Source organism: Candidatus Pelagibacter sp. HIMB1493, assembly GCF_052047995.1.
Lineage (GTDB): Bacteria > Pseudomonadota > Alphaproteobacteria > Pelagibacterales > Pelagibacteraceae > Pelagibacter.
In genome coordinates this window covers 180,271-207,063 of sequence record NZ_JBNAIP010000001.1, presented here as the reverse complement: position 1 = coordinate 207,063, position 26,793 = coordinate 180,271, and the positions used below count along the sequence as shown (strand labels likewise).

Sequence of the window (26,793 nt, the reverse complement as noted above, 5' to 3'; positions counted from 1 at the left end):
TTAATCTTTTAGCGTAGTGCTAATAAATCGTAAATATCTATTTTGAAAACTTAAATCTTCTTTAAATTGACCTAAATAATAATTTGTTACCGTAGTTGCTTGTTCTTTTTTAATTCCTCTCATAGTCATACACTGATGAGTTGAATCAATTGTTACTGCAACACCTTTTGCATCTAATGATTCCATTAAAGTATTTGCAATTTGCATTGTAAGTCTTTCTTGAGTTTGAAGTCTTTTAGAAAATACTTCAACTACCCTTGCGAGTTTACTTAAACCTACAACTCTTTCTTTTGGAATATAAGCAACATGAGCTTTTCCAATAATTGGTGCCATGTGATGTTCGCAATGACTTTGAACAGAAATATTTTTTTGGACAACCATGTCATCATATCCCTCTACATCACCAAAAGTTTTATCCAAAATTTTATTTGGATCTTCTTTGTAACCTTTAAAATATTCTTTAAATGCTTTAACAACTCTTTTTGGAGTTTCTAATAAACCTTCTCTATTTGGGTCTTCTCCCATCCATGTTAAAATTGTTTTAAAAGCTTCTTCAGCATCTTTGTCTGAAACTTGCTTATTTTCATTTAACTTGTTGTCAGTGTCTTTTACTAATTTCATTGAGCCTTTTTATACAGTAATTACCTAATTTTAAAATATTTATTATATCTAGATATGTGCTACATAATAACATTCTATGTTCAAAAAAAGAGAAAATATCTACGATATCGAGGAAGGAAATCTTCTTTCTCCAAAATTTGATAATGATGGCTTAATACCTGTCATTACAATGTGTTCAAAAACAAAAGACATTTTAATGCACGGCTATATGAATGTTGAAGCATTAAAAAAAACAATTGAAACCAAAGAAGCTCACTACTTTAGTAGATCTAGAAAAGCAATCTGGCACAAAGGTAAAACAAGTGGTTTTACTCAAAAAGTGACTGAGATCAGAATTGATGATGATCAAGACTCAATTTGGCTAACAGTTGATATAGGAGACGGCGCTAGTTGCCATGTTGGATACAGATCTTGCTTTTACAGATCAATTCCTATGGGACCAATTGATAATGGACGTAAAGTAGAAATGGAATTTCTTGAAAAAGAAAAAAAATTTGATCCTGAAGAAGTTTATAAAGGACAACCAAATCCGACAAAAATTTAAGTGTATTTAAATATATTATATACGAGTAATTAGAATGGAGATGAAAATTTACAAGCCATTTGGGCCACAGATATTAGAAACAAAAATTCCAGAAAAAATTATAAATGGAATAAACAAATATATAGACCATCTAATTCTAGATGAAGAAAAGAAGAAAAAACAAAACTATGGAAAAAATTTAGCTGGTGACGTAACTCAAGAATTTAAATTAGAACCACAATTTGCTAAAGAAGTTGGATGGATAGATTTTTTAGGCGAATGTTCCTACAATTATATACTTAATTCAACTAATAAAAAAATTACTAAATTTAATTTAATTAGCTCATGGGTAGTCAGACAATTTCAAAATGAGTTTAATCCTGCTCATTGGCATGGTGGACATATTTCAGGTGCTGGCTTTTTAAAGCTTCCAAGTACTTTTGGAAATTTTGTACAAGATAAAGGAGATAAAAAATTTTCTGGTGGAACTTTAAATTTAATTCACGGTAGTCGACAATTTTTATCACACTCAATGTTCCAAATAAACCCTAAGTTAGGATACTTTTACGTTTTTCCAAATTACTTAATGCATACAGTTTATCCTTTCAGAGGTACTAACGAAGAAAGAAGATCAATTTCATTTAATGCTTTAATTGATGAAAATATTTATAACGTTTATAGTGATAGCATCTAAAATTAATAAAATTTATGCAAACCATACTTCATGAAACAAGGATTTGCAGGACTTCAATTTTAAAAATGCAAATATCTAAAAAAATAGATAATGATTTAAATTATGAAAGTAATTAGACCTTTTGGACCTACTATAGCAAAGGTTACAATTCCTGAAGATTTAATAAATCAATTAAACGATTATCTTGATAAACTCACTCAAAATGAAAAACAAATGTCAAATCAAGATCATGGAAATAAGTTAGTTGGTAATGTTAGTCAAGAATTTAAGTTAGAAAAAAATTTTATTTTAAGTTCAGGATTAAAAAATTTTTTAAATACAAGTGCAAAAGATTGGATTAAGCAAACAATTAATAAAGAGATAAATAAATTTGAAATAATCGACAGTTGGATTGTAAGACAGTATGAAAATGAATACAATCCGCTTCATTCTCATTCAGGACATATTTCTGGAGTTGGTTATCTAAAAGTTCCAGATAACTATGGAGATACAGTTCAAAAAAATAAAAAAAACTTTAATGGTAATCTTCAATTAGTTCATGGTACAAAAATGTTTTTATCTCCAGTTATTTTAAACATTGAACCAAAAGTTGGGGATTTTTATTTTTTTCCAAATTATTTAATGCATAGTGTTTATCCATTCAAAAATGAGTCCGCTGAAAGAAGATCTGTTTCATTTAATGCAATAATTGATGATGAAATTTACGGTAGCATAGGTAAATAAATTTTTTATTTTTATAATGGATATTAAACTAAAGCAAATAAGAGCATTTGGACCATCGATATTAAAAGTGCAAATACCAGAAAAAATAGTTAATGATTTAAATTCCTATGTAGATCAATATATATTTAATGTTTATGGAAGATAAAAATAATAATCAATTAAATGTTTTAGGAGAAATTTTAGAGGCGTGTTCTAATGATCCTTTGACAGGTTGGTATAGAGATGGGTGCTGTAATACAGATGAAAATGACCGCGGTGTACATACTGTTTGTGCAAAAGTTACAACTGAATTTTTAGAATGGTTGAAAGAAGCAGGAAATGATTTGATTACACCACATCCAGAATTTGGATTTCCTGGGTTAAAAGATGGAGATGGTTGGTGTGTATGTGCGAGTTGGTATGCAAGGGCAGTTGAAGCTGGTAAAGGATGTCCAATATTTCTTAAAAGAACTCATAAAAATACTTTAAAACATTTACCTATCGAAACGTTAAAAAAATTTGCAATAGATTTGTCTTAATTTACATATTTCCATATCTTGGTCCGCCGCTACCTTCTGGTGTTACCCAAGTTATGTTTTGAGAAGGTTCTTTAATATCACAAGTTTTACAGTGAATACAATTTTGCGAATTAATTACAAACTTATTAACGTCATTTTCTTTCTGCACTTCGTATACTCCAGCAGGACAATATCTTTGTGCAGGTTCATCAAATTTTTCTAAAGTGTATTTAATTGGTAAATCAGGATCTTTAAGTTGTAAGTGGACAGGTTGATTGTCAGCATGGTTAGTTCCTGTAAGATAAACTGAACTAGTTTTATCAAAAGTTATTACATTATCGTACTTTGGATAATCAATTTTGGGCATTTGACTTGCAGGTTTTAATGTTTCATGATCTGCATGTTTATGTTTAAGAGTGAACGGAAGCTTTCCTCTGAACAAAATTTGATCAATACCTGTAAAGATAATCCCCAAAATTAGCCCCCAACTAAAACTAGGTTTTACATTTCGAGCCTCAAATAATTCTTTATATAACCAACTTTTTTTAAATTTATCTTCATAATTAGATAAATCTTTATTTTCTTTTAAGTGTTCATTAATAGTTTCAGCTGCTATCATTCCACTTTTCATTGCGGTATGAGAGCCTTTAATTTTAGGCATATTTAATGTACCGGCATCACATCCTACTAATAATGCACCTGGCATAAACATTTTAGGTAAACTTTGAAATCCTCCCTCGATTAATGCTCTTGCGCCATATGAAATTCTTTTTCCTCCATCTATTATTTTTTTAATTGCTGGATGAGTTTTAAATCTTTGAAACTCATCATATGGAGATAAATGTGGATTTTTGTAATCTAATCCTATTACATAGCCTAAAAACACTTGTTTATTTTCAGCGTGATACATAAAGCTTCCACCGTAAGTATTGTTATCAAGTGGCCATCCAGCTGTATGCATTACTAGTCCTTCTTCATGATTTTTTTCTTCTATTTCCCAAATTTCCTTAAAACCAATTCCATATTGCTGGGGATCTTTTCCTTTACTCAGTTCAAATTTTTGAATTAATTGTTTTCCTAGATGACCTCTGCAACCTTCGGCAAATACTGTTACTTTTCCTAAAAGCTCAATCCCTGGTTCAAAACTATCTTTTTTGTTACCCTCTTTATCTATACCCATATCTTGGGTAACTACTCCTTTAACAGAGCCGTCATCATTATATAAAATTTCACTTGCTGGAAAACCTGGAAAAATTTCTACACCCAAAGCTTCTGCTTGTTCAGCTAACCATCTACATAAGTTAGCTAGACTAATAATATAATTTTTATGATTTTGTTGAACTGCTGGCAAAAGCCAAGTTGGCCAACTTAAAGATTTTGTTTTTCCTAAAAATAAAAATTTTTCTTTTGTTACTTTTGTTTTAATTGGCGAGTTAAGTTCTCTCCAATTAGGTAATAACTCATCTAGCGCTCTTGTTTCAAAAACATTCCCGCTCAAAATATGCGCTCCTATCTCTGATGCTTTTTCAAGCAAACAAACATTCAAATTTGCGTCTAATTGTTTTAATTTAATTGCAGTCGCTAATCCTGATGGGCCACCACCAATGATTACAACATCATATTCCATAGATTCTCTAGACATAATCTAATTTTTAACTGTAAGGATTATTTTTGTATAGTGTTTAATTTGTTCAGCTCTTCCATGAACTGAGGCAAAGCTTCAAAGAGATCTGCTTCAAGACCATAATCAGCAACGCTAAAAATTGGGGCCTCACCATCTTTATTAATTGCAACTATAACTTTACTTTCTTTCATACCCGCTAAATGCTGAATTGCTCCTGATATTCCAACAGCTATATATAAATCTGGCACAACAACTTTTCCAGTTTGTCCAACTTGATGATCATTACTTATATAACCTGCATCAACTGCAGCTCTTGATGCTCCAATAGCTGCCCCAAGCTTATCAGCAATTTCTGTAATTAATTTAAAGTTATCTCCACTTTGCATTCCTCTTCCCCCTGACACAACAATTCTAGCTGTACCAAGTTCAGGTCTATCAGATTTAATTTCTTCTCTTTTTACAAATTTTGTATTTGGAAATTCTTCACCAGCATCAATTTTCTCAATTGGTGCTGAGCCTCCTGAGCTTTCACAAGGTTCAAATGAAGTTGGTCTAATAGTTACACATTTTTTTGCATCATTACTTTTAACTGTTGCAAAAGCATTTCCAGCATAAATTGGTCTAACAAAAGTATCAGATGATATTACTTTTATAATGTCACTAACTTGTGAAGTATCAAGATGAGCTGCAATCCTTGGCATTAAATTTTTACCGAATGTATTTGCTGAACAAATAATATGAGAATAATTTTCTGCTAGTTTAACCACAACTGGAGCAAAATTTTCTGCAGTGAAATTTTCATAGTGTGGAGCTTCAATACTTAACACTTTTTTAATTACTGGAAGTTCAGATAGCTGCTTTGATGCTTCTGCACTATTATTTCCAATTATAACTGCGTGAACTTCACTATCAATTTGTGAAGCAGCTGTAGCTGCATTTAATGTAAATGGTCTTAACTCATTGTTATTATGTTCTGCTATAAGTAAAACTGCCATTATATTACCTTTGCCTCATTTTTTAATTTTTGAACTAATTCTACTACATTAGCCACTTTAATTCCCGCTTTTCTTTTTGGTGGCTCTTCTACTTTAATTTGCTCTAATCTTGGAGAAGTATCAACACCTAGATCAGATGCAGAAATTTCTTCAATTGGTTTTTTCTTTGCCTTCATAATGTTTGGAAGAGAAGCGTATCTTGGTTCATTTAATCTTAAATCGCAAGTTACAATAGCAGGAACATTTATTTCAATTGTTTCAAGTCCCTCATCTATTTCTCTAGTAACTTCTAGCTTATTATCTTTTACATCAATCTTTGATGCAAAAGTTGCTTGTGGCCAATTTAATAATGCACTCAACATTTGACCTGTTTGATTACAATCATCATCAATTGCTTGTTTTCCCATAAAAACTAAATCTGGATTTTCTTTTTCAACAATCTTTTGTAAAATTTTTGAAACAGCTAATGGCTCTAGTATTCCATCTGCTTTAACATGAATTCCTCTATCTGCTCCAACTGCTAAAGCCTTTCTAACAGTTTCTTGAGCTTTTTCTTCACCTACAGTTATTGCAACTACTTCAGTTGCCTTTCCTGCTTCTTTAATTTTTACTGCCTCTTCGATTGCATTATCATCTGGTGGATTGGTTGACATTTTTACATTGTCTGTAACTACACCAGTGCCATCCTCTTTGACTCTGATTTGAACGTTGTAATCAATAACTCTTTTTACTGCTACTAAGATTTTCATTAAGCTCTCAACAAATTATTTTCTGAATCGTATGGACTTTCATCTAAAACGGTAGCGTCATACATTTCACCCAATATATCAACTTGTAATTTGTCGCCCACATTAGAACAATCAGGTTTTACCATTGCAAGAGCAATTGATTTATCTAATCTAAATCCAAACTCGCCGCCTGTTGCTCTTCCAACAACTTTACCGTCTTTAAATATAGGATTATTTCCTAGAACATCTGCATCTTTAGTATTGTGAACTTCTAAAGTTACTAATTTGTTATCAAAACCTTTTTCTCTCCATTTATTAAGTGCCTCTAAACCAATAAAGTTTCCTTTATTTGGATGAATAAATCTATCTAGTCCAGATTCGTATGGAGAATATTCAATCGACAATTCTGTTCCTACTAGTTTGTAAGATTTTTCAACTCTTAAACTATTCATTGCTCTGATGCCGAATGGTTTAATTCCTAAATCTTTACCAGCTTCCATTAATTTATCAAAAATATGATTTTGATACTCGATTGGATGATGAAGTTCCCATCCAAGTTCACCAACAAAATTTACTCTCATGGCATTAACTGGTGCATATCCTACATTTACATTTTTTGCTGTAAGCCATTTAAAGTTTTCATTAGAAAATTCATCTGTTGAAACTTTTTGCATTAGTTGTCTTGCTTTAGGGCCAGCAACTACCAATACACCTGTGCTATTTGTTAAATCTTCAAAAATTACAGATCCATCATCTGGCATCCATTTTTGAATCCAATCATGATCTAATCTTAAATTTGCTCCGGCTGATACTAAGTAATAACTATTTTCAGCTTCTTTCATAATTGTAAATTCTGAATGCACACCACCTTTGGTATTTAATGCGTGGCATAGATTTATTCTTCCAATTTTTTTTGGAAGTTTGTTTGCAACTAAATAATCTAAAAATTCCTCTGCTTTAGGTCCTCTTATTCTGCATTTTGCAAAAGCAGTCATATCTAAAAGACCAACATTTTCTTTTACGTTTTGACATTCCTTTTTAATTGCATCAAACCATCTTGATCTTCTAAACGACCAATCATCCTTTTGTTCCATTCCATCTGTTGCAAAAAAGTTAGGTCTTTCCCATCCAAATTTTTGTCCAAAAACTGCTCCTAAATTTTTCATTCTTTCGTAACATGGAGCTGTTCTTAAGGGTCTTGCTGCAGGTCTTTCTTCGTCTGGATAGTGAACTATAAATACATGACTATAAGCCTCTTCATTTTTAGCTTTCAAATAAGATTTTGTTGCATAGTTTCCATATCGTCTTGGTTCAACTCCCAACATATCAATTGTTGGTTCACCATCTACAATCCATTCAGCAAGTTGCCAACCTGCACCACCAGCTGCAGTTATTCCGAAACTATGACCTTCATTAATCCAAAAATTTTTTAATCCCCAAGCAGGTCCAACAATTGGATTTCCATCAGGTGTATAACAAATTGCTCCATTATAAACTTTCTTAACTCCAACTTCTCCAAAAGCTGGAACTCTATGTATTGCTCCTTCAATATGTGGAGCTAATCTATCTAAATCTTCTTGAAATAATTCGTATTCAGAATTCTTTGATGGTCCTTCTACATAACATGCTGGTGCACCATCTTCATAAGGTCCTAAAATTAATCCACCCGCTTCTTCTCTCATATACCATCTACTATCGCTATCTCTTAAAACTCCCATTTCTGGTAAACCGTCTTTTTTTCTTTGTTGAATTAAAGGATGAGGTTCAGTCACGATATATTGATGTTCAACAGGGATAACTGGAATATCTAATCCAACCATTTCACCAGTTTGTCTTGCAAAATTTCCAGAACAAGAGATTACATGTTCACACTCTATTGATCCTTTATCTGTTTCAACAATCCATCCATCTTTTGTTTGTCTCATTGATAGAACAGTTGTGTTTCTATAAATCTCTGCTCCCCTATTTCTTGCACCAGTAGCTAAAGCTTGTGTTAAATCTGCTGGTTGAATGTATCCATCTTCTGGGTGTTGAATTGCTCCAACTAAATCATCTGTATGACATAGAGGCCAAATTTCTTTTACTTGTTGTGGAGTTAAAAATTTTACATCTACCCCAATTGTTCGAGCAACACCTGCGTACTGATGGTACTCATCCATTCTATCTTTTGTACTTGCTAAACGAATATTTGAAACAACACTAAAGCCAACATTTTTTCCAGTTTCTTCTTCTAAAGTTTTATAAAGATTTACCGCATACTTATGTAGCTGACCTACAGAGTAACTCATATTAAACAACGGCAACAAACCTGCGGCATGCCAAGTTGAACCTGAGGTTAATTCTTTTCTCTCAACAAGGACTACATCAGACCAACCTTTTTTTGCTAAATGATAAAGAGCACTGACACCTACTACTCCGCCACCAACTACTACGACTTTAGTTTTTGTTTTCATTTCGTGATTCCTACTAAATTTTTATTAGTAACGAAACAAAAATGTATCTGTGGATAATCAAATTGAGCTGCCGAGTGGAATTGGACTTGAGACCATTGTGGTCAACCAACAATCTTTTAAAACTCCTTCGTCTGTATATTTTTCAACCTGCCAATTGAACTTGTGATAAATTTTGTCCCTATCTAAAATGATAACCTCAAATTGGGCCCATTTGTCACTACTGCCAAGCTCTGTAATAGTGTGGCTTAGATGATTAATCATCATTTTATAAGAGGCTCCTTTGATCATTCGCTTAAAATTACCTAGGGGACCTGTTACTCTTTTATTATTAGGGTGAGCAAAGTTCCAGGTTTGCTCTATCCCTCTATCTTTATATTCCAAATCATTTTGTTTGAGACCATTAAGTTGAATTTCAACAACTTCTTTTGGAGTAATATTTTTGCTTGGGTTTATCAACTCTGAATATGAATAAACAGTAGTTAATAATAAAATTAATAAAGTGCTAAATATTATTCGCAGTTTTTCTAACATCTTCTAAGAACTCTTGTCTTTTTGAGTCGCTTACAAAAGGTACTGCAAAATATCTTCGATAGGTAATGTTATATATGCCACACATATGAAATACCCCTCTTTTAAGTCTTCTAATCGGTAAATTTAAAAAAAATGTAGTGATAGCTAGTCTTGGTGAACCATATGTGCAAAAAATTACCGCTTTCTTTTTTCTTAAATTACCAATTGGATAACCATAGTTTCCAACTAGTTGCTTAAATCTAAATGCCCATGGTGGTGCCAACACTTTATCAATCCATCCTTCAACAATTGCTGGCATTCTAAAATTCCATATTGGCGCAACTAATACAATTGTATCACACTCTTCTATTCTCTTACGATGATCTAGGACTTCAGCACTTGGGTCTTCTCCAGCAAATACAGGATCAAATTTTTCTTTGTATAAATCTACAACGTCTACTTTGTTACCTTTTATTTCAGAGTGTTTGATAAATTCATTTTTAATTGCTGCGTTAAATGAACTTTCATTATAATGACCGTAAACTAGGAAAATTTTTTTCATAATTTTTAATTAACAAAAAAAACCAAAAAAACTATAAAATTATTTTTTATTCTGAGGTTTTATACTTACTATTGTTAATTATATAGACAAATAAAATAGGCAAAATAAGTGTAAGTAAAGTTACAACAATTAACAATATCCCAAGCTCTGAATAATCAGCAGTAGTTTGAATTTCTCCTGAAACTTTATCTTTTACTTCTCTAGTAACTGTAAAAATTTGATTTAAATATTTTGTCCCTAAAGCACTTGCTGAAAGAGCTAAATTTGTAAAAGAAGCAAAAACTGCAAAAAAAGTTGCTTTAAGATGTGAAGGGGCATTTTTAGCAATCCAAGCTAATAAAGGTATCATTGATACCTGACCTAATGGAGACTCTAAAGCTGTATTTAGTATTGCTATAAATTTAGCATCAACCACACCCCCAGTTATTGAAGCGGTCCAATTATGAAATCCATAATACATTCCAACACTTGGTAAAAATAAAATTGCACCAGCTATACTTAATACAACAATAATTTTTGCAATTGAGTTATTGGCCATAAAAGGTCTCAATAAAACAATTCCAGCCAATGTTAAAATTGATGCTAGTAAAGACAAAATTGAAAAAAATTGTTCATTAAAACCAAGTTCATCAATTTCAAACCACGTTAGACCAGGACCAGGCCCTGGCATTGCTCTAAATATAAATATAATTACTGCAGTACCAACAATTGTTAACCTTAAATTTTCTGGCAACTCTTTGATGAGCTTAAACATCAAAAATAAAATTATGATAACTGAGCCAATGAAAACAATTTCTTGTGCAAAGGGAACTTTGAAGGATCCAATAGATAAAGTGAAAATAACAAAAATTAAGCTTCCTCCTAGGATCCACCAATTAATTTTAGTTTTCTCAGTTCCTCTTTCTTCTTTAAATTCAAGTCCTTTAGATTTTAAATTTTGAATTTTCTTATTCCTTAAATATTTTGCTAAAAATACCCCTAAGATTGAAACAACTGGAATAACTAAAGCATATAAATAAATTTTACCATAGAGAGCAATTTTAGCAGCCTGTTCTAGGCTTTCTACATCTCTAAATAAAATTACATTCACCAACGCAACTAAAACAGTGCCTCCAATAATTGCAAAACGACCAAGGGTTTGCATTGTTGTATGCATAATTTTAACTTGATCTTTACTGTAATCATTTCCACTCTCATCAGTTAGTGGGACAGCTTCAACAGTCATAGCATCAGCAACAACATCTTGAATTACATAACCAACAGGTGCTAAGATTACGCTAATCACAAACCAAGTCTCAACTGAGAAAATTTCAGACATGTCTTCTGTATGAATTATAAGTCCATACATAATCAGCAAACTTAAAGCGATTAAAGAGGCGCCTAAGTAAACCATATAATTTTTTCTATCCCATATAAGATCTACCAAATGTCCTAAAGGCATTTTTAAAGCCCATGGAATTCCAGCCCAAAACCCAAGTCCAGCTAAAAATGCTGCAGATAAATTTAAGTAGTCTTTAACAAAAAAAGTTCCAACTATTCCAGTTAATCCAGAAATACCAGCTGCAACATAAACCATCAAAGGAGGCAAATAAGTCCATTTAAATTGTCGACCCAAATCTAAAAAAGTGCTGTCTAAAAATTTTAAAATTTTATTCATTTAATTCATAAATATAAGCTAATTGTATAGATCCATCATTCAAATAAACGTTGGTTGTAGATCTTCTGTATTCTTTTCCTTCAAAATCATCCAACATTTTTAAATTATTTTGAAGATTATCTGATTCAAGTAACCAGCCACTAACTTTTTCTCCTGATTTATTCAATTGAATCACAGGAAAACCAATTTTATTTCCCCATCCTTTTTTAAATAAATTGCCTAAAACAAATCCCTGTTTCCAAGTACCTTCCAAATGTTTTAAATAATTTTCATTTGATTCACCAGGTTGTAATGAACCATAAACAAATAAAGAATTGATGATCACGGTTAATTTAAGTTTTATAGTTACTTAACTTTATTTAAATTCAAAGTTTTCACAAAATAAAAACCAACTAACATTGAAACAACAAAAGTTATTGAGTAAATATTTAATAAAGCAACAGAAGTTATAGCTGGACCAGGACATAATCCACCTAATCCCCATCCAGCACCAAATAAAGCTGAACCTAATATTAATTGATTATTAATAGTTTTGTTATTTGAATAATTAAATTTCTCTGCAAGTAGTGGTTTTTCTTTTTTCTTAATTATATGAAACAAAGGAGATGAAATAACCAAAGCTCCCATCATCACAAATGCAAGAGAGGGATCCCAATTTCCAAATAAATCTAAAAAGCCTAATACTTTTGCTGGATTAACCATTTCAGATATCACTAAACCAATACCAAATATTATACCTGAAAGAAGGGAAGCTAATTTGTTCATAATAAATTTTTTATAAATACAGTTAATATTCCAACAATCATAAATGTAATTGTTGCAATAATTGATCTTAAAGAAAATCTTCCAATACCACTTATACCGTGGCCACTTGTACAGCCACCACTGATCCGTGTTCCGATTCCAACCAACAAACCCGCTGCTATCATCAAGACATAAGAATTAGAAATACTAATGTTAATTCCTCCATTAGAAAATAAGGAATAAATAAATGGTGCAATAATTAATCCCAATAAGAATAATAAATTATCAAATTTATTTTCTTTTTCTGTTAACGCATTACTTGCGATACCACTTATTCCTACTAAACGACCGTTCAGTAAAAAAAATACCACTACTGCTAATCCAATTATCAATCCGCCAGTAAAGGCAGGAATTGGTGTAAAATTTACTATGTTCATAAAATTAATTACTCAAAACAGGAAAAGCCTGTCTGACTTTTAAAAAAAATTTTTGATATTCCATTTTAGTACATTTGTTTTCTACGTATTCTATATTATTTTTTTCTACAAGTGACTTAGCATTTTCGTCTCTTATTCCAAGTTGTAGCCATAATACCTTAGCACCAATTTTCACTGTATCTTCAGCTATGCCAAAGGCTTCTTTAGAAGGTCTAAAAACATCTACAATGTCTATAGGATCTTTAATCTCTGTTATCGAAGCATACACTTCTTCACCTAAAATTTTTTTACCCTTAGCTGATGGATTAACTGGATAAACTTTATAACCATACTCTTGCATATATTTCATTACAATAGTTGAGGGTTTTTTTAAATCATTACTGACACCAATCATTGCTATAGACTTAGAATTTTCTAAAATTCTCTTTATGTCGCTCATTTTGTTATTTGTTTTCTTTTTTAATTTGTTCCTCGCAGAATTTTCTTGCTTCTTCCAAATCAGTAATTTTAGTCTCAGATAATTTTTGACTTCCTGCAATACAAGCATCCACTGCTCTTTTTAAATTATGATCTTTAAAATTTAATACAAAGTACATTCCAAAAATAACAAATAAAATAATGAGTATATTTTTTTTGTTCTTCATTATTATTTATGTTTCCAATTTGGTTGTCTTTTTTCTAAAAAGGCCGAAATACCCTCTTTGGCATCCATTGCCATCATATTAACTGTCATCATTTTGCTAGTGTGCGCATAGGCTTTTCTTAAAGGCATTTCTAATTGTTTATAAAAAGCTTGTTTTCCAATTTTAATGGTCAAATTTGATTTCGATGCAATTTTTTTTGCAACTTTCAAAACTTCATCATTTAATTTTGATTTGGAAAAATGATCATTTATTAAACCAATTTCTTTTGCATAATTTGCTTTGATAGGCTCTCCTGTTAGAAGCATCTGCATCATTGGTTTACGATTAATTTTTCTACTAACGGCCACCATTGGTGTGCTGCAAAACAATCCAATATTTACACCTGGTGTCGCAAATAATGAGTCTTTAGTGCTATATGCAAGATCACAACTTGCAACTAACTGACAGCCTGCTGCGAAAGCTGCGCCATGAACCTTAGCAATAACTGGTTTTTTTCCTTCAACAATTTGCAACATAACCTTTGAGCAAAGATTAAATAACTTTTGATATTTATCTTTTTTTTTTAAACTTCTGACTTCTTTTAAATTATGGCCAGCGCTAAATCCTTTTCCTGCACCCTGTATGATAATTACTTTAGTTTTTTTATCAGCATCTAATTTTTTTAATGATTTTAATAAATCGGAAAGATTTTTAAATGATAGAGAATTATATGTTTTTGGTTCATCAATTATTATTGATGAAATCTCAGAATTAATTCTCTTTATTTTAATATTACTAGTCATTTAATCAGTTAATCCATCGGATCTAGCCTGATTTCTTTCTATATGAATTGGTAAAACTTTACCATAAATTGCTTTTGAGTGTTCTGGGGTATTTACTCTATAAGGATCTAAGACATAAGCAGGAATACACATATATCTGGATTTTTGACCTTCTACTTTTGTAACTCTATGAAGAGTAAATCTTCCTTTAAAAATTTGAAGATCTCCTGGTTCTAATTTAAGCTGCCTTACTCTTGATCGATCTCCTTCTAAAACTTTTTTTACCTCATCAAAATTTTCGTGTCCTGGTGCTCTAATATTTGGACAATATTCAAAAACACCTCCTTTTTCAGGTTTCTGTATCATCAAGCTTAGAGTGAATTCACAACTATCAAAATGCCAAGGAAGAATTCCATCTGGTTTCATAACATTGTACGCATGACAAGCCAAAGGATCTGCCCATCTATAAATAGGCGAAATACCTAAACATGCAGAAACAAATTTTAAAAGTTCTTCTGTTTCATAAAGATATTTCATTTCTGAATTTTTTGGAAAGCAATCAGAATTTAAATATCCATTATACCTTTCCATAAAATTTCTCTTTGGATGTTTATCAGGTAAACTTGGATCATCTTTAGCATAAAGATATGCATTGATGCTTTCTTTAGACATATAAACTTCATCAAGTTGTTTTTCTAATTCTGAATTCATTACCTCTAAAGATTTAGGTAAAATAAAATTTGGGATAGTTGAACAACTATATTGATCTAATTCTTCCTTACATTTTTTTACTAAATTTTTAATGATTGGAGAATTTAAATCGTGAATAGGATATCTTTTTAAATCGACAATAGTATTTAATCTATCGTTCATTAAAAAATTATTTTAATTTACCCTCTTCTCTCATTTGAGCTCTAATTTTAGTTGCCGAGATTTTTTGAGTTTCTTCATCTAAAACTATCTCCTCAATTTTGTAACCAACACCTCTTCCGTAACAAATATTTGTAATATTAGGAACTAACATAATTTTAAATTGACCTTCAAATTCAGGATTTAATCTTTCTTCAATATTTTTTTTTACAGTTTCAAAATCAAATGGATTATCATCAACACCTTGTACGTCTCTTATTTGGATGCAAACTTGTCCTGTTTTTTTTATTATCTCTTTAAACAGTTTATAGTGCCCGTCATGAAAGGGTTGCCATCTTCCTAACATTTGCGCTGTAGGTTTTTTATTATCCCATTGGTATGTCATTTTTTAATCTCCTCAATTATTAACGGTGCCCATTTCTTAGCATCCTGAGTTGTTACATGGTAGTCAAAGTTTTTTGGATTAACAAACATTTGATTGGTATCTTCAAATCTACCTTTCTTTATTGTATCTACCCAAATTCTAAAATCTGCTGGAAACATACTTCTTGCCTCCGGTGTAGGAGCAACAAAATCTGCAATTACATAATGACCCTCTGCCTTTAATTTAAGAGCAAATTCAGCCATTCTTTTTGCTTGTCTTACTCTTCCTTCTTCTGAAAAATCCCAATCATCAGCAGCTTTTCTGACTTCATCTGCATTTAATCTTTTAGCGTTTAAATGAGGTGCCATTTCATTTGCTAAAGTTGTTTTACCTGCACCAGGTAAACCCATAACTAAAATAATTTTCATTAAATATCTTCTAACGGATGATGGGACATTAATTCAAGTCCATTTTCACCAATTAAGTATTGTTGCTCAAGCTTAACACCTTCTTTACCACCTACTTTTCCAATATAACTTTCTACTGTAATAGTCATATTTTTCTCAAAACAACCTTCCTTTTGACCACCATCTGTTGGGTATCTTATGAATGGCCATTCATCACAGAGTCCTATTCCATGAACCATACAAGAATATCTATTTCCATAATAGTCATCAGGCAAATTCCATGATTTTTCAATAAATTCCTTAAACGATAATCCTGGTTTAATTAAATTAGAATTGTAATCAATTTGTTCAACTGCCATTGAATATAGTTTTTTTTGATCATCATTAAATTTGTTTCCAACAACAAATGCACGAGATATATCTGCACAATAACCATAGGGGCCAACCATGTCAGTATCAAAAGAAACAATTTCTTTATCTTGGATAATTTTATTACTGCATTCTTGCATCCATGGATTAGTTCTTTCTCCTGAAGCTAACAATCTACATTCAATCCACTCACCATAATTTTCTATATTCGTTTGATGGAGTATTGACCATAATTCATTCTCAGTCATTCCTGGTTTTAATTGTTCCTTCATCTTAACAATACCCATTTCAGCGACATCAATCGCTGATCTCATACATTTAATTTCATCATTTGATTTTATTACTCTTGCTTGTTCTAAAATTAATTTAGCATCAACCACTTGGATGTTCTCTTTATTTAATGCAGAAACCGCAGGACCATTTAAAACATCAATAGCAATTTTTTTAGATTTAAAATATGAGTTTGATAAATCTTTAACTTCATTAACCCATTTTTTTAATTGTTGCTCTGATTGATCACCGTTACTAAAATAATCCCAAGTAATCACAGGTCTTAATTCATCAATAAGATTTAAATGCTCTGATAATTTCTCACAATTAAAATACTCATAAAGTATTGTAGGACCATTAACTGGAATAAAGCAATACCTTGTTAGGTTATGCATATTATAAACACTCATGTTTACACTATCTAATGCATATCGAACATTTACTGGATCGAATAAAATACACGCTTCTAAATTATTTTTTTCTAATTCTTTTTTAACTCTATCTAAACGATAAGATCTTAGCTTATCAAAATCTATCTCGTCTTCTCTTAATCTTTTTTTGATAATAAAATTCTGTTTAGGTTTAAATTCTGGAACTATTTTTCTCTTAAATCTCATTTTGTAACTTTATAAATTCCTAACCATGCGTTTACATTTTTACTAGCTATGTAATCTGATTTAAAGAAATCTTTTTCTTCCCAAAATTCTTTGTTTTTAAATTCCTCTATTTTTGTATCAAAACTATATTTCTTAAAAATACCCTCATTTATAGTGAAACCAATATAGCCGCCTGATTTGGTAATTCTTAAAAATTCATCTAAAGCATTATTTTTGACATGACCAAATGTGAAAGTTCCAACGCATAACACGCTATCATAAGTATTATCTGCTTCAGGAATTTCTTTGTTTAAGTCTAATTTACTTAATTTTTTGTAAAGGTTTTTTGGAACTGAATTTAAAAGATCTTGAGATAAGTCTATTCCATGAAAATTATTAAATCCAAATTTCTCTAATTCCTGAGCAACTAACCCTGTACCACAACCCGCATCGAGTATTAATGCATCTTTATTTTGCTGATGTTTATTAAAAGCTGCGGCTGTTTCTTTTGGACCTGTATAGTTCCAATCAATCATATCTTTGTTATATTTGTTGTTTTCTGCCCAATCTGCGTAATAACTCATTACGTCTTCTGTTTTGTTTAATTTATAAATGTTTAAATTTTTAGATACGTCTTTATCTTGATCGGACATTAACTTCTCATTTTTTGACCGCTTGGATCATAAAGTGGTTCTTTAATTATTGAGCAATTAAATAAATCTCCATTTATCTCTACTTGAACTTTATTTTCGAATTTAATTTTATCCTGATCAACAAAAGTAAAAGCAACACTCTTATTTACAAAATGTGCAAAACCACCTGAAGTAACGTAACCTATACTTTGATCTCCATTCATAACAGCTTCATTATTTGTTACATCAATATCATTGGTTTCAACAATTAAAGGTATAAGTTTGTTTGAAGAGTTTTCCTTTTGTGCACTTTCTTTACCTATAAATTCTTTATCCCAATTGATAAAAACATCTAATCCTGTTTCTTTAGCAGTAAAATCTGGTCTATAATCTAATGTCCAAGCTCCCCAATTTTTCTCAAGCCTCATCGACATTAATGCTCTTCCACCAAAGGGTTTAATATTAAATTCTTTTCCAGCTTCAACTAGTTCTTCATATAATTTTAGTTGATAATGAGGAGCTACATAAATTTCGTAACCAAGCTCTCCAGTAAATGAAATTCTATTTACTAATGCAGGCACTCCTCCAACAAACATTCTTCTCGAGTCTCTAAACTTAAATTTTTCATTTGAAACATCATCTCTTACTATTTTTTCTAAAACCTTTCTTGAATTAGGTCCTGCAATTGATAATCCATGAAACTCATCAGATCTATTTTTATAATTTAAATTAAATTTATCTAAGTGACTTTCAAACCAACGTCTGTGCATTTCTTGAGCAGCACCAGATCCAAATACCATAAATTCATTTTCATTCAAACAAGCAACTGTTAAATCTCCACACAATTTTCCTCTATAAGATAACATTGGTGATAAAGATATTCTTCCAGGTTTTGGAAGTTTTCCAGCCATGATGTGATCTAAAAATTTTCTAGCGTCAGGTCCTTTGAATTCATGTTTTGAAAAATTTGCAACTTCAATCAAGCCAACATTCTCTCTTACATTAATAACTTCTTTTGAAACATAATCATGTGATCTTGATCTTTTTATTGTTGGTTCTTCATGAGCGTCTTCTTTGTTGTTTGCAAACCACAAAACATTTTCTAATCCAAAACTATCTCCCATCACAGCTCCTTGATTAACAAATCGATCATAAAGTGCTGTTGTTTTTTGTTTTCTTCCTTTTGGTAAAGTTTCATTAGGAAATGTCATAATAAATCTTCTTTCATAGTTTTCTGAAGATTTTATTGTTCCATATTGTGGTGATGCATAATCTCCAAAACGAGCAACATCCATTGCCCAAACATCAATTGAAGGTTCACCGTCAATAATCCATTCAGCAATACATTTTCCAACACCACCCCCTTGGCAAAACCCAGCCATAACACCAACTGCAACCCAATAATTTTTCATTCCAGGTACTGGACCAATCAATGGACTTCCGTCTGGACCAAAAGTAAAAGGTCCATTAACTATATTTTTTATTCCTGCACGCTCTAATGCTGGCATTCTCTCAAAACCAATTGCTAATCGATCTTCAATATTATCTAATTTTGGCTCAAGTAATTCATGTCCAAAATTCATTGGAGTTCCTTCTACTTTCCAAGGAGTTGATTTTGGCTCGTAAGTTCCAAGCAACATTCCTTTTCCTTCTTGTCTAAAATAAATATTTCCCTCAAAATCTGTTCCGATAGGCAATCTTTGGTCACCCATTGCTTCAATTTCTGGAATAGGTTCTGTAATCAAATAATGATGCTCCATTGGTTGAACTGGAAGATTTAATCCTGCTAATTGGCCAACTTCTCTTGCCCACAAACCACCTGCATTAATTACTATTTCAGCATTAATGTTTCCCTTTTCAGTAAATACATCCCAGGTTCCATCTTCTTTTTGTTTTGTGTCTTTTACGACAGTGTGAGTGTAATATTTTCCACCATGAACTTTTGCGGCTTTTGCAAAAGCATAAGTAACTCCTGATGGATCAACTTCACCATCAATAGGATCCCATAATGCTAGCAAGTATCTTGACGGATCAATTAATGGATGTTTGTTTTTTACTTCTTCTAAAGAAATAAACTCTTGATCAAGCCCCATGTATCTTGCTTTTGATCTTTCTCTCTTTAAATAATCAGCCCATACTTCGTTTGATGCTAAGTAAAAACCTCCACTAGGTTTAAATCCTGTTGAATGACCAGACTCTTTTTCAATCTCTTTATATAAACCAATTGTGTAAGCCATCATCCGAGAGATATTTGGGTCAGAAGAAATAACATGAACATTTCCAGCAGCATGCCACGAAGAACCTGATGTTAATTCATTTCTTTCAAGTAAAATACAATCTTTTAATCCAAATTTTGATAAATGATAAAGAATAGAACATCCTACTACACCACCACCTATGATTACAACTTTGGCATGCTTTTCCATTAATATTTAATTTCCTTATTTACTTTTTTTAAAGATTTATCAGTACCATGATGAAAATGTTTACTCATGTCTGGCATGTATTTCATTGAAATTGGTTTTTTACCAATTGCAACAGACATTTCTCTGACATGATGAGCTTCGGCACCACAACATATACCAATAAAATTTATTTTATTTTCAACACACTCTTTTGCAAATTCTGCCATTTCAAATCTGTTGCAAAATAAATTATCTAAAGCTACAGGAAATGCATTCCCACCAGGAATACAATCACAACCATGATCAGTAATATTTAAAAAACCAGGTTCTTCCTCAGTGGTTCTGTAAGGAACTGGAAGCCCTGATACATGACAAGAAACTTTGTCTCTAACTTTTTTTAAAAGTTTCATCGTCATCTCTGGTCCTCTATAACAATTTAGACCAACTACATCGGCACCTAGATCCTCCATCATCTTGCATGCATCTTCAGCGCTATGTCCTTCTCTAGTTTTATCCCCTCTGGGAATTGCAAAATTACAAACTGCAACAAGTCCTGCATCCTTAATTGCTTTTAATGCAATTTTCATTTCATCAGTCCAGCTAATTGTTTCAGCAATAACAAAATCAACTCCAGCCTCTTTTGCCCAAGCAACTTGCTCCTCATACATTTGTTGGCATTGCTTATGAGTATTTGTATCACCAGGATCAAATACGTTTGTGTTTGCAACATCTCCACAAACCATCAAATCTAAATCTTTAAATTCAGCTGCAGCATCTTTTGCAATTTTAAGAGCGCCTTTTTGCATTGGTTCTAACAAATGTTCTTTACCAATTATTCTTAGTTTTTCTCTATGACCATAATAAGTAAATGCCTGAACTACATCTGAACCAGCCCTGATAAACTCTCTATGTAATTGAGTTACTACTTCAGGATGCTCCAACACAACCTCAGGAACAAATGGACCTGCTGAAAGATAACCTCTTCTTTCCATTGCAAAAAGGTATCCTTCTGCACACATGATAGGACCTTCATTTAACCTAGTAATTAAATCTTTTTTCATAATTTATCCTTTCATTTTGTTAAATTTGTTGCAACCCATTTGTGAAACATCAAAGTAGGCGTATCCATTACAGGCGAAAAATTTCCACCATTGTAAGCCGGTGAACTTCGCCCTTTTTGCATTCCTTCTATTGCAGTCACATCTTCGTTCATAACTTCTCGCCAAAATGCAAAATTTTTTTCTCTGATCCCTTTAAACTCGTCGCTCGAAGCGCTTTCATCTCCAATATAATATAATTCAAAATGCTCTTTTGTCTGATTATTTGAAATTGGTTCTAACCAAAAAGCATAAAAATGATCTATATGAATTCCCAACATCACATTAGGGTATAATGATACATATTCAGATTTTTCAGATACATCACTTGGCCAATTTGGAAAACATTTAAATTTTATATTCCCATCGAACTGTTGTGAATATTTATTACTTCCTTGTCCTGAAAAATTAAAATTATCATCTTCTATATGATAATGGTCTGCAATATTTGAAACTCTATTTAACTCTGGATGTATCCATGGCAAATGATAGCTTTCACAATAATTTTCAATAGCAAATTTCCAATTACTATTTACTGTCATGTTAAAATATCCATTATCAGTAGAATGTCTTATTAATTGTTGATCTTTTTTAGAAATAAACTTGGACCATCTATCCTCTAGAGGTTTAATGAAATCTTCAAATGGTTTTGCGTTAGAATTTATATTTATAAAGATTAAATCCATCCAAACTTTTGATTTTATTTCTTTTAGGTTGCTATTATTTTTTTCAAATCCTTGAACCACATGTTTTCCTAGCCCACCTATATGAGGAGTAACAGTTAATTTGCCATTAAAATCATATGACCAGGAATGATAAGGACATCTTATTACATTTTTTAATTTGCATTCTTTGTCAACTAATTTGAAACCTCTGTGACTACAAACATTGTGAAAAACTTTTATTTCATTCTCTTTGTTTCTGACTATTAATATTGGAATATCTAAAAGATTAAATGGCTTTGCATCACCAGGATTTGGTACTGAGCTTGCAACACCAATCATCGTCCAATTATTTTTAAATACTTTTTCTTTTTCAAATTCTAAATAATCATCACTTAAATAACACTCATTAGGTAACCCATGAGCTTTCTCTATAGGATTTTTAACAACTTCTATTTTTTTAGGATCTAAGATGTCTGATAATTTTTTATTTAAATTCATAAACCTCCTTTAATTAATTAATTAAAAAATTAATTTAGGGTTTAAAAATTACGACTCTCTAATAATGATTTGCTGAAAAACTGTTTTACAATTTAAAATATAAACAAACTCTTTGAAAAAAAAATTTGCTGAAAATTTCATTTAAAACCATAACTAAATTTAATGCATATTTAAAGACAATTTGACTTCAACTTAGAATTGAATTTAATTTGCAATATTTCTCTCAATATGTTCAATTTGACTTTTAAATGAATCAAATATTGGGAGATATAATGAAAATTAAAAGAATACTTCTTTCCCTAGCCGTTGTTTTTGGTCTTACTTCTTTTGGAAGTGTAGCTAATGCTGCTTGTGGAAATATAACTATCGCTAATATGAACTGGGCCTCAGCAAACTTTATGGCTGAAGTTGATAAAATTATATTAGAAGAAGGTTATGGATGTTCTGTGGAATTGGTGCCAGGTGCAACAATGCCTACATTTACATCTATGCAAGAAAAAGGTGAGCCAGATGTTGCTCCAGAATTTTGGGCTAACGCTGCAATAGTTGCTTTGAACAAAGCTGTTGATGAAGGCAAAATGCATTCGATCAACAAAGCTCCAATCACTGGTTTAGGTGAAGGTTGGTGGGTATTACCTGCAACTTTAGAAAAGCATCCTGAGCTAACAACTGCCGCTGCAATTTTAGAAAGACCTGATCTATTCCCTCACCCTGAAGATCCTTCAAAAGGTGGCTTCCACATTTGTCCTCCTGGTTGGGCTTGTGAATTAATTAACAAGCAACACTTTAAAGCATGGGGCATGGAAGAAAAAGGTTGGGCAATTGTTGAAACTGGTTCTGCTGCAGGACTTGATGGTTCAATTGCTAAAGCTGCTGAAAGAGGAGAAAACTGGTTTGGTTATTACTGGTCACCAACTTCTTTAGTAGGAAAATACAATCTTCAGTCAGTTGACATGGGAGAATGGGGTGGAAAAGAGAATTGGGATAATTGTCTTGTAAAACCTGAACAAGAATGTGGTACTCCTAAAAAATCTTCATGGGTAAAATCTGAAGTATTTACTATCGCTACTGACAACTACAAAAAAACTGCTGGTTCAGAAGGTATGAGTTACTTAGAAAAAAGAACTTACCCAGGCCCAGTTATGAACTCAATGTTAGTATGGATGGGAGAAAACCAAGCTGAGGGTGCAGATGCTGCAATTGAATTCCTTAAAACACAAGAAGGTGTTTGGTCTAAATGGGTTTCAAGTGATGCTGCTGCAAAAATAAAAAAAGCACTTTAATTAAATAAAATTATCGAACCCGTTGTAAAACGGGTTCGATTTTAATAAAAAGAATTTATGGATTTCTTTAGTAAAATACCAGTAATGGACAGAGTAGCTCTTAGAGAGCTTAAAAAAGGAATCGACTTTAGTTTTAAGGAATTTTCAAGAGCTTATGGAGAAGGTATCGAAAGTTTTTTTGATCCCTTATTATATTTTTTAATCTGGCTAGAAAAATTATTAATAAATAGTCCTTGGCCTATAGTAATAGGTATATTTGCATTGCTAGCTTGGATTGGATCTAGAAGTATAAAATTAACCATAGGTACAGTGGTATGCTTTTTAATTATTGGTTATTTTGGGATGTGGAAAAATTGCATGGCAACTGTAGCCATAATATCTGTATCTACGCTTGTTTGCATAGCAGTAGGAATCCCAATTGGTGTTGTTATGTCTAAATCTCAAAGAGCAGAAAAAGCGATCTTGCCCATATTAGATATGATGCAAACTATACCTAGTTTTGTTTACTTAATTCCAATTATTATGTTGCTCGGTATAGGAAAAGTTCCAGGGCTTTTGGCAGTTTGTATTTATGCTTTACCTCCAATTGTAAGACTAACAAATCTGGGGATCAGAGAAGTAGATAAAGAAACTTTAGAAGCAAGTGAGGCATTTGGAGCAACTCCAATGCAGAAACTTAAATCAGTTCAAATTCCGTTGTCGCTTCCAACAATCTTTGCTGGAATTAACCAAACGATTATGATGGCTTTAGCAATGGTTGTGATTGCATCTATGATAGGTGTAAAAGGTCTTGGAGTGCCTATTTTACAAGCAATTTCTAACCAATATTTGGCATTAGGAATGATGAATGGTTTAGCTATCGTAGCCTTAGCAATTATCTTCGACAGGGTTACTCAGCAGTACGGACAAAGAATTCAAAAGCACAGAGGTCAGCTTAAGAAGTAATTTTAGCGCAAACGAATTTTCTAGACTCATATTTCAAAATCAATAAAGATCCGAAATATGAATTTTTCTTTGGAGATTGGTCCAAAAACAGATCTTGAAACTTTACCTCCATTAAGTGATGTCTATATCACTATGCTTCCAGGAGGAGATTATAAAGAAACAGCAGATAAAGCGGTAGACCTTGTAAAAAAAGGATTTAATCCTGTTCCACATTTTCCAGCAAGGTCTATGCATGATGAAAATGAGCTTAAAGATTATGTTACAAGATGCAAAGATGGAGGAGTGAAGCAAGCACTAATTATTGGAGGAGGAAGAGAGCCCCTTGGAAAATTTGATAGTTCATTTCAACTTTTAGAAACAGGTTATTTTGAAAAAATGAAAATAGGAATAGCTGGACATCCTGAAGGGAGTCCTGATATATCCGACACAGATTTAGAAAAAGCAATGATAGATAAAAAGCCTTACGCTGATTATATAGTAACACAGTGGTTATTAGATCCTCAGCCTATCATTGATTTTATTTCTAAACAAAGCGTGCCAGTGCATGTTGGAATCACTGGGCCTTTAAAAATATCTAGCTTAATTAAATTTGCTAATATTGTTGGGGCAAAAAATTCCTTAAACTTTCTTAAATCTAATTTTAGTAAGGCGTTAGATTTATTGAAACCTAAAGACCCTAATGATTTAATTGGGAAAGTTAAATCGCACACTGATAACTTCCACATTTATACATTCGGCGGCTTGAAGGAAACTAACAAGTGGTTGAGGGAGAATAGTTATGTCTAATGAATTTGACTATACTAAATTAAAACATGTTACTTCTGTTGATCAGTCAGACAGAGAGGTACCATACAACTTAAGACAAAGTGGGCCAACAAAAGTTGAAATGTTAATTTCAACAAGGGTAAGAAAATCACCTTATTGGCATTTATCAATGCAGGCAGGTTGTTGGAGAGCAACTGTATACAATCGTATTTATCACCCAAGAGGTTATGTAAAACCTGAAGATGGTGGAGCTATGGTTGAATACGATGCTATCGTAAACCATGTAACAATGTGGAACGTTGCTGTTGAAAGACAAATAAGAGTTAAGGGTCCAGATGCAGAAAAATTTACTGATTATGTAATCACTAGAGATGCAACTAAAATTTCACCAATGAGAGCAAGATATGTAATTCTATGTAATGCTTATGGTGGAGTTTTAAATGATCCAATTCTTTTAAGAATTTCTGAAGATGAATTTTGGTTTTCATTATCAGACTCTGATATTGGTTTATATCTTCAAGGTGTAAATGCAGATGGAAGATTTGATTGTAAAATTGAAGAAATTGATGTGAGCCCAGTTCAAATTCAAGGTCCTAAATCAAAAGCATTAATGAAAGATTTGTGTGGAGATCAAGTAGATTTCGATAATATGCCTTTCTATGGATTAGCTGAAGCAAAAGTTGGTGGAAGAGATGTTGTGATTTCACAATCTGGTTTCTCAGGAGAAGCTGGTTATGAAATTTATCTAAGAAACTCTACTTTATATGCTGAGGATATGTGGAATGCTGTACTTGAAGCTGGAAAAAAACACAGCTTGATGGTCATTGCTCCTGCTCACCACAGAAGAATTCAAGCAGGAATTCTTTCATGGGGACAAGACATGGATCAACAACACAATCCGTTCCAATGTAATTTAGGTTATCAAGTTTCTTTGTCTGGAAAAGGAGAATGGAACAAAACCGCTGATTATGTTGGTAAGGCTGCACTAGAAAAGATGAAAGAAGAATTAAAAGCAGGTAAAAAACCATACAAACTTCAACTAGTTGGTATGGAATTAGGTGGTAAACCTATTGATAATTATGCACCTGACTTTTGGCTAGTTTCTCCTGAAAGTGGTGGAGATCCAGTAGGATTTTTAACATCACCATGGTGGCACCCTGAAAAGAAAACGAACATTGCAATGGGATACGTTCCTTTTGATGGAACATTAAATGCAAATGGTTTTCCAAAAGGAAAAGTAGGAACTAAATTTAAAGTTCATTTACCTGCAGAATATTCGGACACACCGGGAACACCTGTTGATGCTGTAGTAGTGGATATTCCATTTAAAGAGTCCTTCAACGCAAATACAAGAGAAGTTGTAGAAGGCTAAATCTATTTTAGGGGGAGTGATTTAAACTCCCCCAAATTTCAATGACAAAAGGGTTTCTAATAGCAGTTTGCATTATTATTGC

At 32.1% G+C, this 26,793-nt stretch carries 31 protein-coding genes; 9 read left to right on the top strand and 22 right to left on the bottom strand.

The genetic code is table 11. The features are described from left to right. Positions 1-621, bottom strand: a complete 621-nt coding sequence (gene folE / locus ACTTBK_RS01090) for a GTP cyclohydrolase I FolE (protein ID WP_440618215.1) — start codon at positions 619-621, stop codon at positions 1-3. Positions 622-697: 76 nt separating this feature from the next. On the opposite strand from folE, the gene hisI reads away from it, so the two are divergent. The 5 genes from hisI to ACTTBK_RS01065 all read left to right on the top strand — a co-directional run bounded on the left by hisI (position 698) and on the right by ACTTBK_RS01065 (position 3,079). Further along, entirely contained in the window at positions 698-1,165 is a 468-nt protein-coding gene (gene hisI, locus ACTTBK_RS01085) for a phosphoribosyl-AMP cyclohydrolase (RefSeq protein ID WP_075506137.1), read from the top strand. Positions 1,166-1,205: 40 nt separating this feature from the next. Next, positions 1,206-1,838, top strand: a complete 633-nt coding sequence (locus tag ACTTBK_RS01080; RefSeq protein WP_440618214.1) for a putative 2OG-Fe(II) oxygenase — start codon at positions 1,206-1,208, stop codon at positions 1,836-1,838. Between the two features lie 102 nt (positions 1,839-1,940). Beyond that, positions 1,941-2,561 carry a putative 2OG-Fe(II) oxygenase gene (locus ACTTBK_RS01075; protein WP_440618213.1) on the top strand — a complete coding sequence of 207 codons (621 nt, stop codon included), beginning with the start codon at positions 1,941-1,943 and terminating at the stop codon, positions 2,559-2,561. Between the two features lie 16 nt (positions 2,562-2,577). After that, positions 2,578-2,706: a hypothetical protein gene (locus ACTTBK_RS01070; protein ID WP_440618212.1), complete on the top strand. Its 129-nt coding sequence runs from the start codon at positions 2,578-2,580 to the stop codon at positions 2,704-2,706. Beyond that, positions 2,696-3,079, top strand: coding sequence for a DUF2237 family protein (locus ACTTBK_RS01065; RefSeq protein WP_440618211.1), 384 nt, complete (start codon positions 2,696-2,698; stop codon positions 3,077-3,079). Before ACTTBK_RS01070 ends, ACTTBK_RS01065 begins: the two co-directional genes overlap by 11 nt. 1 nt (position 3,080) lies before the next feature. Here the strand turns inward: ACTTBK_RS01065 and ACTTBK_RS01060 are convergent, their stop codons facing one another. Genes ACTTBK_RS01060 through ACTTBK_RS00960 form a run of 21 tightly spaced genes read right to left on the bottom strand, consistent with a single transcriptional unit; the run spans position 3,081 to position 22,346 of the window. Then, complete coding sequence (locus ACTTBK_RS01060; RefSeq protein ID WP_440618210.1) at positions 3,081-4,700, bottom strand: electron transfer flavoprotein-ubiquinone oxidoreductase; 1,620 nt, start codon at positions 4,698-4,700, stop codon at positions 3,081-3,083. Between the two features lie 23 nt (positions 4,701-4,723). After that, positions 4,724-5,677: an electron transfer flavoprotein subunit alpha/FixB family protein gene (locus ACTTBK_RS01055; RefSeq protein WP_440618209.1), complete on the bottom strand. Its 954-nt coding sequence runs from the start codon at positions 5,675-5,677 to the stop codon at positions 4,724-4,726. Then, entirely contained in the window at positions 5,677-6,426 is a 750-nt protein-coding gene (locus tag ACTTBK_RS01050) for an electron transfer flavoprotein subunit beta/FixA family protein (protein ID WP_440618208.1), read from the bottom strand. Before ACTTBK_RS01050 ends, ACTTBK_RS01055 begins: the two co-directional genes overlap by 1 nt. Then, complete coding sequence (locus ACTTBK_RS01045; protein WP_440618207.1) at positions 6,426-8,858, bottom strand: GcvT family protein; 2,433 nt, start codon at positions 8,856-8,858, stop codon at positions 6,426-6,428. Before ACTTBK_RS01045 ends, ACTTBK_RS01050 begins: the two co-directional genes overlap by 1 nt. 57 nt (positions 8,859-8,915) lie before the next feature. Next, positions 8,916-9,389, bottom strand: a complete 474-nt coding sequence (locus tag ACTTBK_RS01040) for a hypothetical protein (RefSeq protein WP_440618206.1) — start codon at positions 9,387-9,389, stop codon at positions 8,916-8,918. Further along, the gene (locus ACTTBK_RS01035; protein WP_440618205.1) at positions 9,361-9,930 is read right to left on the bottom strand and encodes an NAD(P)H-dependent oxidoreductase; all 570 of its coding nucleotides are present in this window, start codon (positions 9,928-9,930) and stop codon (positions 9,361-9,363) included. The genes ACTTBK_RS01040 and ACTTBK_RS01035 overlap by 29 nt, the downstream gene beginning before the upstream one ends. Positions 9,931-9,976: 46 nt before the next feature. Next, complete coding sequence (locus ACTTBK_RS01030) at positions 9,977-11,587, bottom strand: hypothetical protein (protein WP_440618204.1); 1,611 nt, start codon at positions 11,585-11,587, stop codon at positions 9,977-9,979. Then, complete coding sequence (locus tag ACTTBK_RS01025) at positions 11,580-11,912, bottom strand: gamma-glutamylcyclotransferase family protein (RefSeq protein ID WP_440618203.1); 333 nt, start codon at positions 11,910-11,912, stop codon at positions 11,580-11,582. Before ACTTBK_RS01025 ends, ACTTBK_RS01030 begins: the two co-directional genes overlap by 8 nt. A gap of 20 nt (positions 11,913-11,932) precedes the next feature. Further along, on the bottom strand, positions 11,933-12,352 hold the full coding sequence (locus tag ACTTBK_RS01020) for a DUF6691 family protein (protein ID WP_440618202.1): 420 nt from the start codon (positions 12,350-12,352) through the stop codon (positions 11,933-11,935). Continuing rightward, positions 12,349-12,768 carry a YeeE/YedE family protein gene (locus ACTTBK_RS01015; RefSeq protein ID WP_440618201.1) on the bottom strand — a complete coding sequence of 140 codons (420 nt, stop codon included), beginning with the start codon at positions 12,766-12,768 and terminating at the stop codon, positions 12,349-12,351. Before ACTTBK_RS01015 ends, ACTTBK_RS01020 begins: the two co-directional genes overlap by 4 nt. A 4-nt stretch (positions 12,769-12,772) precedes the next feature. Beyond that, positions 12,773-13,207: a CoA-binding protein gene (locus tag ACTTBK_RS01010; RefSeq protein ID WP_440618200.1), complete on the bottom strand. Its 435-nt coding sequence runs from the start codon at positions 13,205-13,207 to the stop codon at positions 12,773-12,775. Between the two features lie 4 nt (positions 13,208-13,211). Beyond that, positions 13,212-13,412: a hypothetical protein gene (locus tag ACTTBK_RS01005; protein WP_440618199.1), complete on the bottom strand. Its 201-nt coding sequence runs from the start codon at positions 13,410-13,412 to the stop codon at positions 13,212-13,214. Positions 13,413-13,414: 2 nt separating this feature from the next. Next, complete coding sequence (locus tag ACTTBK_RS01000; protein WP_440618198.1) at positions 13,415-14,194, bottom strand: enoyl-CoA hydratase; 780 nt, start codon at positions 14,192-14,194, stop codon at positions 13,415-13,417. Then, on the bottom strand, positions 14,195-15,046 hold the full coding sequence (locus tag ACTTBK_RS00995; RefSeq protein ID WP_440618197.1) for a HalD/BesD family halogenase: 852 nt from the start codon (positions 15,044-15,046) through the stop codon (positions 14,195-14,197). It lies immediately after the preceding gene. Between the two features lie 7 nt (positions 15,047-15,053). Then, positions 15,054-15,428 (bottom strand): cytidyltransferase, encoded by a 375-nt coding sequence (locus ACTTBK_RS00990; RefSeq protein WP_075506148.1) that lies wholly within the window; start codon positions 15,426-15,428, stop codon positions 15,054-15,056. Continuing rightward, positions 15,425-15,835, bottom strand: a complete 411-nt coding sequence (locus ACTTBK_RS00985; protein WP_440618196.1) for an AAA family ATPase — start codon at positions 15,833-15,835, stop codon at positions 15,425-15,427. Before ACTTBK_RS00985 ends, ACTTBK_RS00990 begins: the two co-directional genes overlap by 4 nt. Then, entirely contained in the window at positions 15,835-17,070 is a 1,236-nt protein-coding gene (locus ACTTBK_RS00980) for a M24 family metallopeptidase (RefSeq protein ID WP_440618195.1), read from the bottom strand. The genes ACTTBK_RS00985 and ACTTBK_RS00980 overlap by 1 nt, the downstream gene beginning before the upstream one ends. After that, positions 17,067-17,702: a class I SAM-dependent DNA methyltransferase gene (locus ACTTBK_RS00975; RefSeq protein ID WP_440618194.1), complete on the bottom strand. Its 636-nt coding sequence runs from the start codon at positions 17,700-17,702 to the stop codon at positions 17,067-17,069. Before ACTTBK_RS00975 ends, ACTTBK_RS00980 begins: the two co-directional genes overlap by 4 nt. Then, positions 17,702-20,107, bottom strand: a complete 2,406-nt coding sequence (locus tag ACTTBK_RS00970) for a GcvT family protein (protein ID WP_440618193.1) — start codon at positions 20,105-20,107, stop codon at positions 17,702-17,704. The genes ACTTBK_RS00975 and ACTTBK_RS00970 overlap by 1 nt, the downstream gene beginning before the upstream one ends. After that, positions 20,107-21,147, bottom strand: a complete 1,041-nt coding sequence (locus tag ACTTBK_RS00965; RefSeq protein WP_440618192.1) for a homocysteine S-methyltransferase family protein — start codon at positions 21,145-21,147, stop codon at positions 20,107-20,109. Before ACTTBK_RS00965 ends, ACTTBK_RS00970 begins: the two co-directional genes overlap by 1 nt. Positions 21,148-21,158: 11 nt before the next feature. Continuing rightward, entirely contained in the window at positions 21,159-22,346 is a 1,188-nt protein-coding gene (locus ACTTBK_RS00960; protein WP_440618191.1) for an aromatic ring-hydroxylating oxygenase subunit alpha, read from the bottom strand. Positions 22,347-22,618: 272 nt separating this feature from the next. Between ACTTBK_RS00960 and ACTTBK_RS00955 the strand changes: the two genes are divergently transcribed. Genes ACTTBK_RS00955 through ACTTBK_RS00940 form a run of 4 tightly spaced genes read left to right on the top strand, consistent with a single transcriptional unit; the run spans position 22,619 to position 26,711 of the window. Then, positions 22,619-23,629 (top strand): glycine betaine ABC transporter substrate-binding protein, encoded by a 1,011-nt coding sequence (locus ACTTBK_RS00955; RefSeq protein WP_440618190.1) that lies wholly within the window; start codon positions 22,619-22,621, stop codon positions 23,627-23,629. A 57-nt stretch (positions 23,630-23,686) separates the two neighbouring features. Further along, the gene (locus tag ACTTBK_RS00950; RefSeq protein WP_440618189.1) at positions 23,687-24,574 is read left to right on the top strand and encodes an ABC transporter permease; all 888 of its coding nucleotides are present in this window, start codon (positions 23,687-23,689) and stop codon (positions 24,572-24,574) included. Between the two features lie 57 nt (positions 24,575-24,631). Then, complete coding sequence (locus ACTTBK_RS00945) at positions 24,632-25,360, top strand: methylenetetrahydrofolate reductase (RefSeq protein WP_440618188.1); 729 nt, start codon at positions 24,632-24,634, stop codon at positions 25,358-25,360. Beyond that, positions 25,353-26,711, top strand: coding sequence for an aminomethyl transferase family protein (locus tag ACTTBK_RS00940; protein WP_440618187.1), 1,359 nt, complete (start codon positions 25,353-25,355; stop codon positions 26,709-26,711). The genes ACTTBK_RS00945 and ACTTBK_RS00940 overlap by 8 nt, the downstream gene beginning before the upstream one ends. Positions 26,712-26,793: the final 82 nt, after the last annotated feature.

Excerpts from the sequence above, each read along its gene's own strand:
- ACTTBK_RS01015 (WP_440618201.1), bottom strand. The coding sequence starts at position 12,768 with ATGAACATAGTAAATTTTACACCAATTCCTGCCTTTACTGGCGGATTG.
- ACTTBK_RS00965 (WP_440618192.1), bottom strand. The coding sequence starts at position 21,147 with ATGAAAAAAGATTTAATTACTAGGTTAAATGAAGGTCCTATCATGTGT.
- ACTTBK_RS00940 (WP_440618187.1), top strand. The coding sequence starts at position 25,353 with ATGTCTAATGAATTTGACTATACTAAATTAAAACATGTTACTTCTGTT.
- ACTTBK_RS01035 (WP_440618205.1), bottom strand. The coding sequence starts at position 9,930 with ATGAAAAAAATTTTCCTAGTTTACGGTCATTATAATGAAAGTTCATTT.
- ACTTBK_RS00955 (WP_440618190.1), top strand. The coding sequence starts at position 22,619 with ATGAAAATTAAAAGAATACTTCTTTCCCTAGCCGTTGTTTTTGGTCTT.
- ACTTBK_RS01045 (WP_440618207.1), bottom strand. The coding sequence starts at position 8,858 with ATGAAAACAAAAACTAAAGTCGTAGTAGTTGGTGGCGGAGTAGTAGGT.
- hisI (WP_075506137.1), top strand. The coding sequence starts at position 698 with ATGTTCAAAAAAAGAGAAAATATCTACGATATCGAGGAAGGAAATCTT.
- ACTTBK_RS01080 (WP_440618214.1), top strand. The coding sequence starts at position 1,206 with ATGAAAATTTACAAGCCATTTGGGCCACAGATATTAGAAACAAAAATT.
- ACTTBK_RS00950 (WP_440618189.1), top strand. The coding sequence starts at position 23,687 with ATGGATTTCTTTAGTAAAATACCAGTAATGGACAGAGTAGCTCTTAGA.
- ACTTBK_RS00970 (WP_440618193.1), bottom strand. The coding sequence starts at position 20,107 with ATGGAAAAGCATGCCAAAGTTGTAATCATAGGTGGTGGTGTAGTAGGA.
- ACTTBK_RS01055 (WP_440618209.1), bottom strand. The coding sequence starts at position 5,677 with ATGGCAGTTTTACTTATAGCAGAACATAATAACAATGAGTTAAGACCA.
- ACTTBK_RS01000 (WP_440618198.1), bottom strand. The coding sequence starts at position 14,194 with ATGACTAGTAATATTAAAATAAAGAGAATTAATTCTGAGATTTCATCA.
- ACTTBK_RS00960 (WP_440618191.1), bottom strand. The coding sequence starts at position 22,346 with ATGAATTTAAATAAAAAATTATCAGACATCTTAGATCCTAAAAAAATA.
- ACTTBK_RS01075 (WP_440618213.1), top strand. The coding sequence starts at position 1,941 with ATGAAAGTAATTAGACCTTTTGGACCTACTATAGCAAAGGTTACAATT.
- ACTTBK_RS00990 (WP_075506148.1), bottom strand. The coding sequence starts at position 15,428 with ATGACATACCAATGGGATAATAAAAAACCTACAGCGCAAATGTTAGGA.
- ACTTBK_RS01070 (WP_440618212.1), top strand. The coding sequence starts at position 2,578 with ATGGATATTAAACTAAAGCAAATAAGAGCATTTGGACCATCGATATTA.
- ACTTBK_RS01030 (WP_440618204.1), bottom strand. The coding sequence starts at position 11,587 with ATGAATAAAATTTTAAAATTTTTAGACAGCACTTTTTTAGATTTGGGT.
- ACTTBK_RS01040 (WP_440618206.1), bottom strand. The coding sequence starts at position 9,389 with ATGTTAGAAAAACTGCGAATAATATTTAGCACTTTATTAATTTTATTA.
- ACTTBK_RS00975 (WP_440618194.1), bottom strand. The coding sequence starts at position 17,702 with ATGTCCGATCAAGATAAAGACGTATCTAAAAATTTAAACATTTATAAA.
- ACTTBK_RS01020 (WP_440618202.1), bottom strand. The coding sequence starts at position 12,352 with ATGAACAAATTAGCTTCCCTTCTTTCAGGTATAATATTTGGTATTGGT.
- ACTTBK_RS00945 (WP_440618188.1), top strand. The coding sequence starts at position 24,632 with ATGAATTTTTCTTTGGAGATTGGTCCAAAAACAGATCTTGAAACTTTA.
- ACTTBK_RS01065 (WP_440618211.1), top strand. The coding sequence starts at position 2,696 with ATGGAAGATAAAAATAATAATCAATTAAATGTTTTAGGAGAAATTTTA.
- ACTTBK_RS00980 (WP_440618195.1), bottom strand. The coding sequence starts at position 17,070 with ATGAGATTTAAGAGAAAAATAGTTCCAGAATTTAAACCTAAACAGAAT.
- ACTTBK_RS01010 (WP_440618200.1), bottom strand. The coding sequence starts at position 13,207 with ATGAGCGACATAAAGAGAATTTTAGAAAATTCTAAGTCTATAGCAATG.
- ACTTBK_RS00985 (WP_440618196.1), bottom strand. The coding sequence starts at position 15,835 with ATGAAAATTATTTTAGTTATGGGTTTACCTGGTGCAGGTAAAACAACT.
- folE (WP_440618215.1), bottom strand. The coding sequence starts at position 621 with ATGAAATTAGTAAAAGACACTGACAACAAGTTAAATGAAAATAAGCAA.
- ACTTBK_RS00995 (WP_440618197.1), bottom strand. The coding sequence starts at position 15,046 with ATGAACGATAGATTAAATACTATTGTCGATTTAAAAAGATATCCTATT.
- ACTTBK_RS01060 (WP_440618210.1), bottom strand. The coding sequence starts at position 4,700 with ATGTCTAGAGAATCTATGGAATATGATGTTGTAATCATTGGTGGTGGC.
- ACTTBK_RS01005 (WP_440618199.1), bottom strand. The coding sequence starts at position 13,412 with ATGAAGAACAAAAAAAATATACTCATTATTTTATTTGTTATTTTTGGA.
- ACTTBK_RS01050 (WP_440618208.1), bottom strand. The coding sequence starts at position 6,426 with ATGAAAATCTTAGTAGCAGTAAAAAGAGTTATTGATTACAACGTTCAA.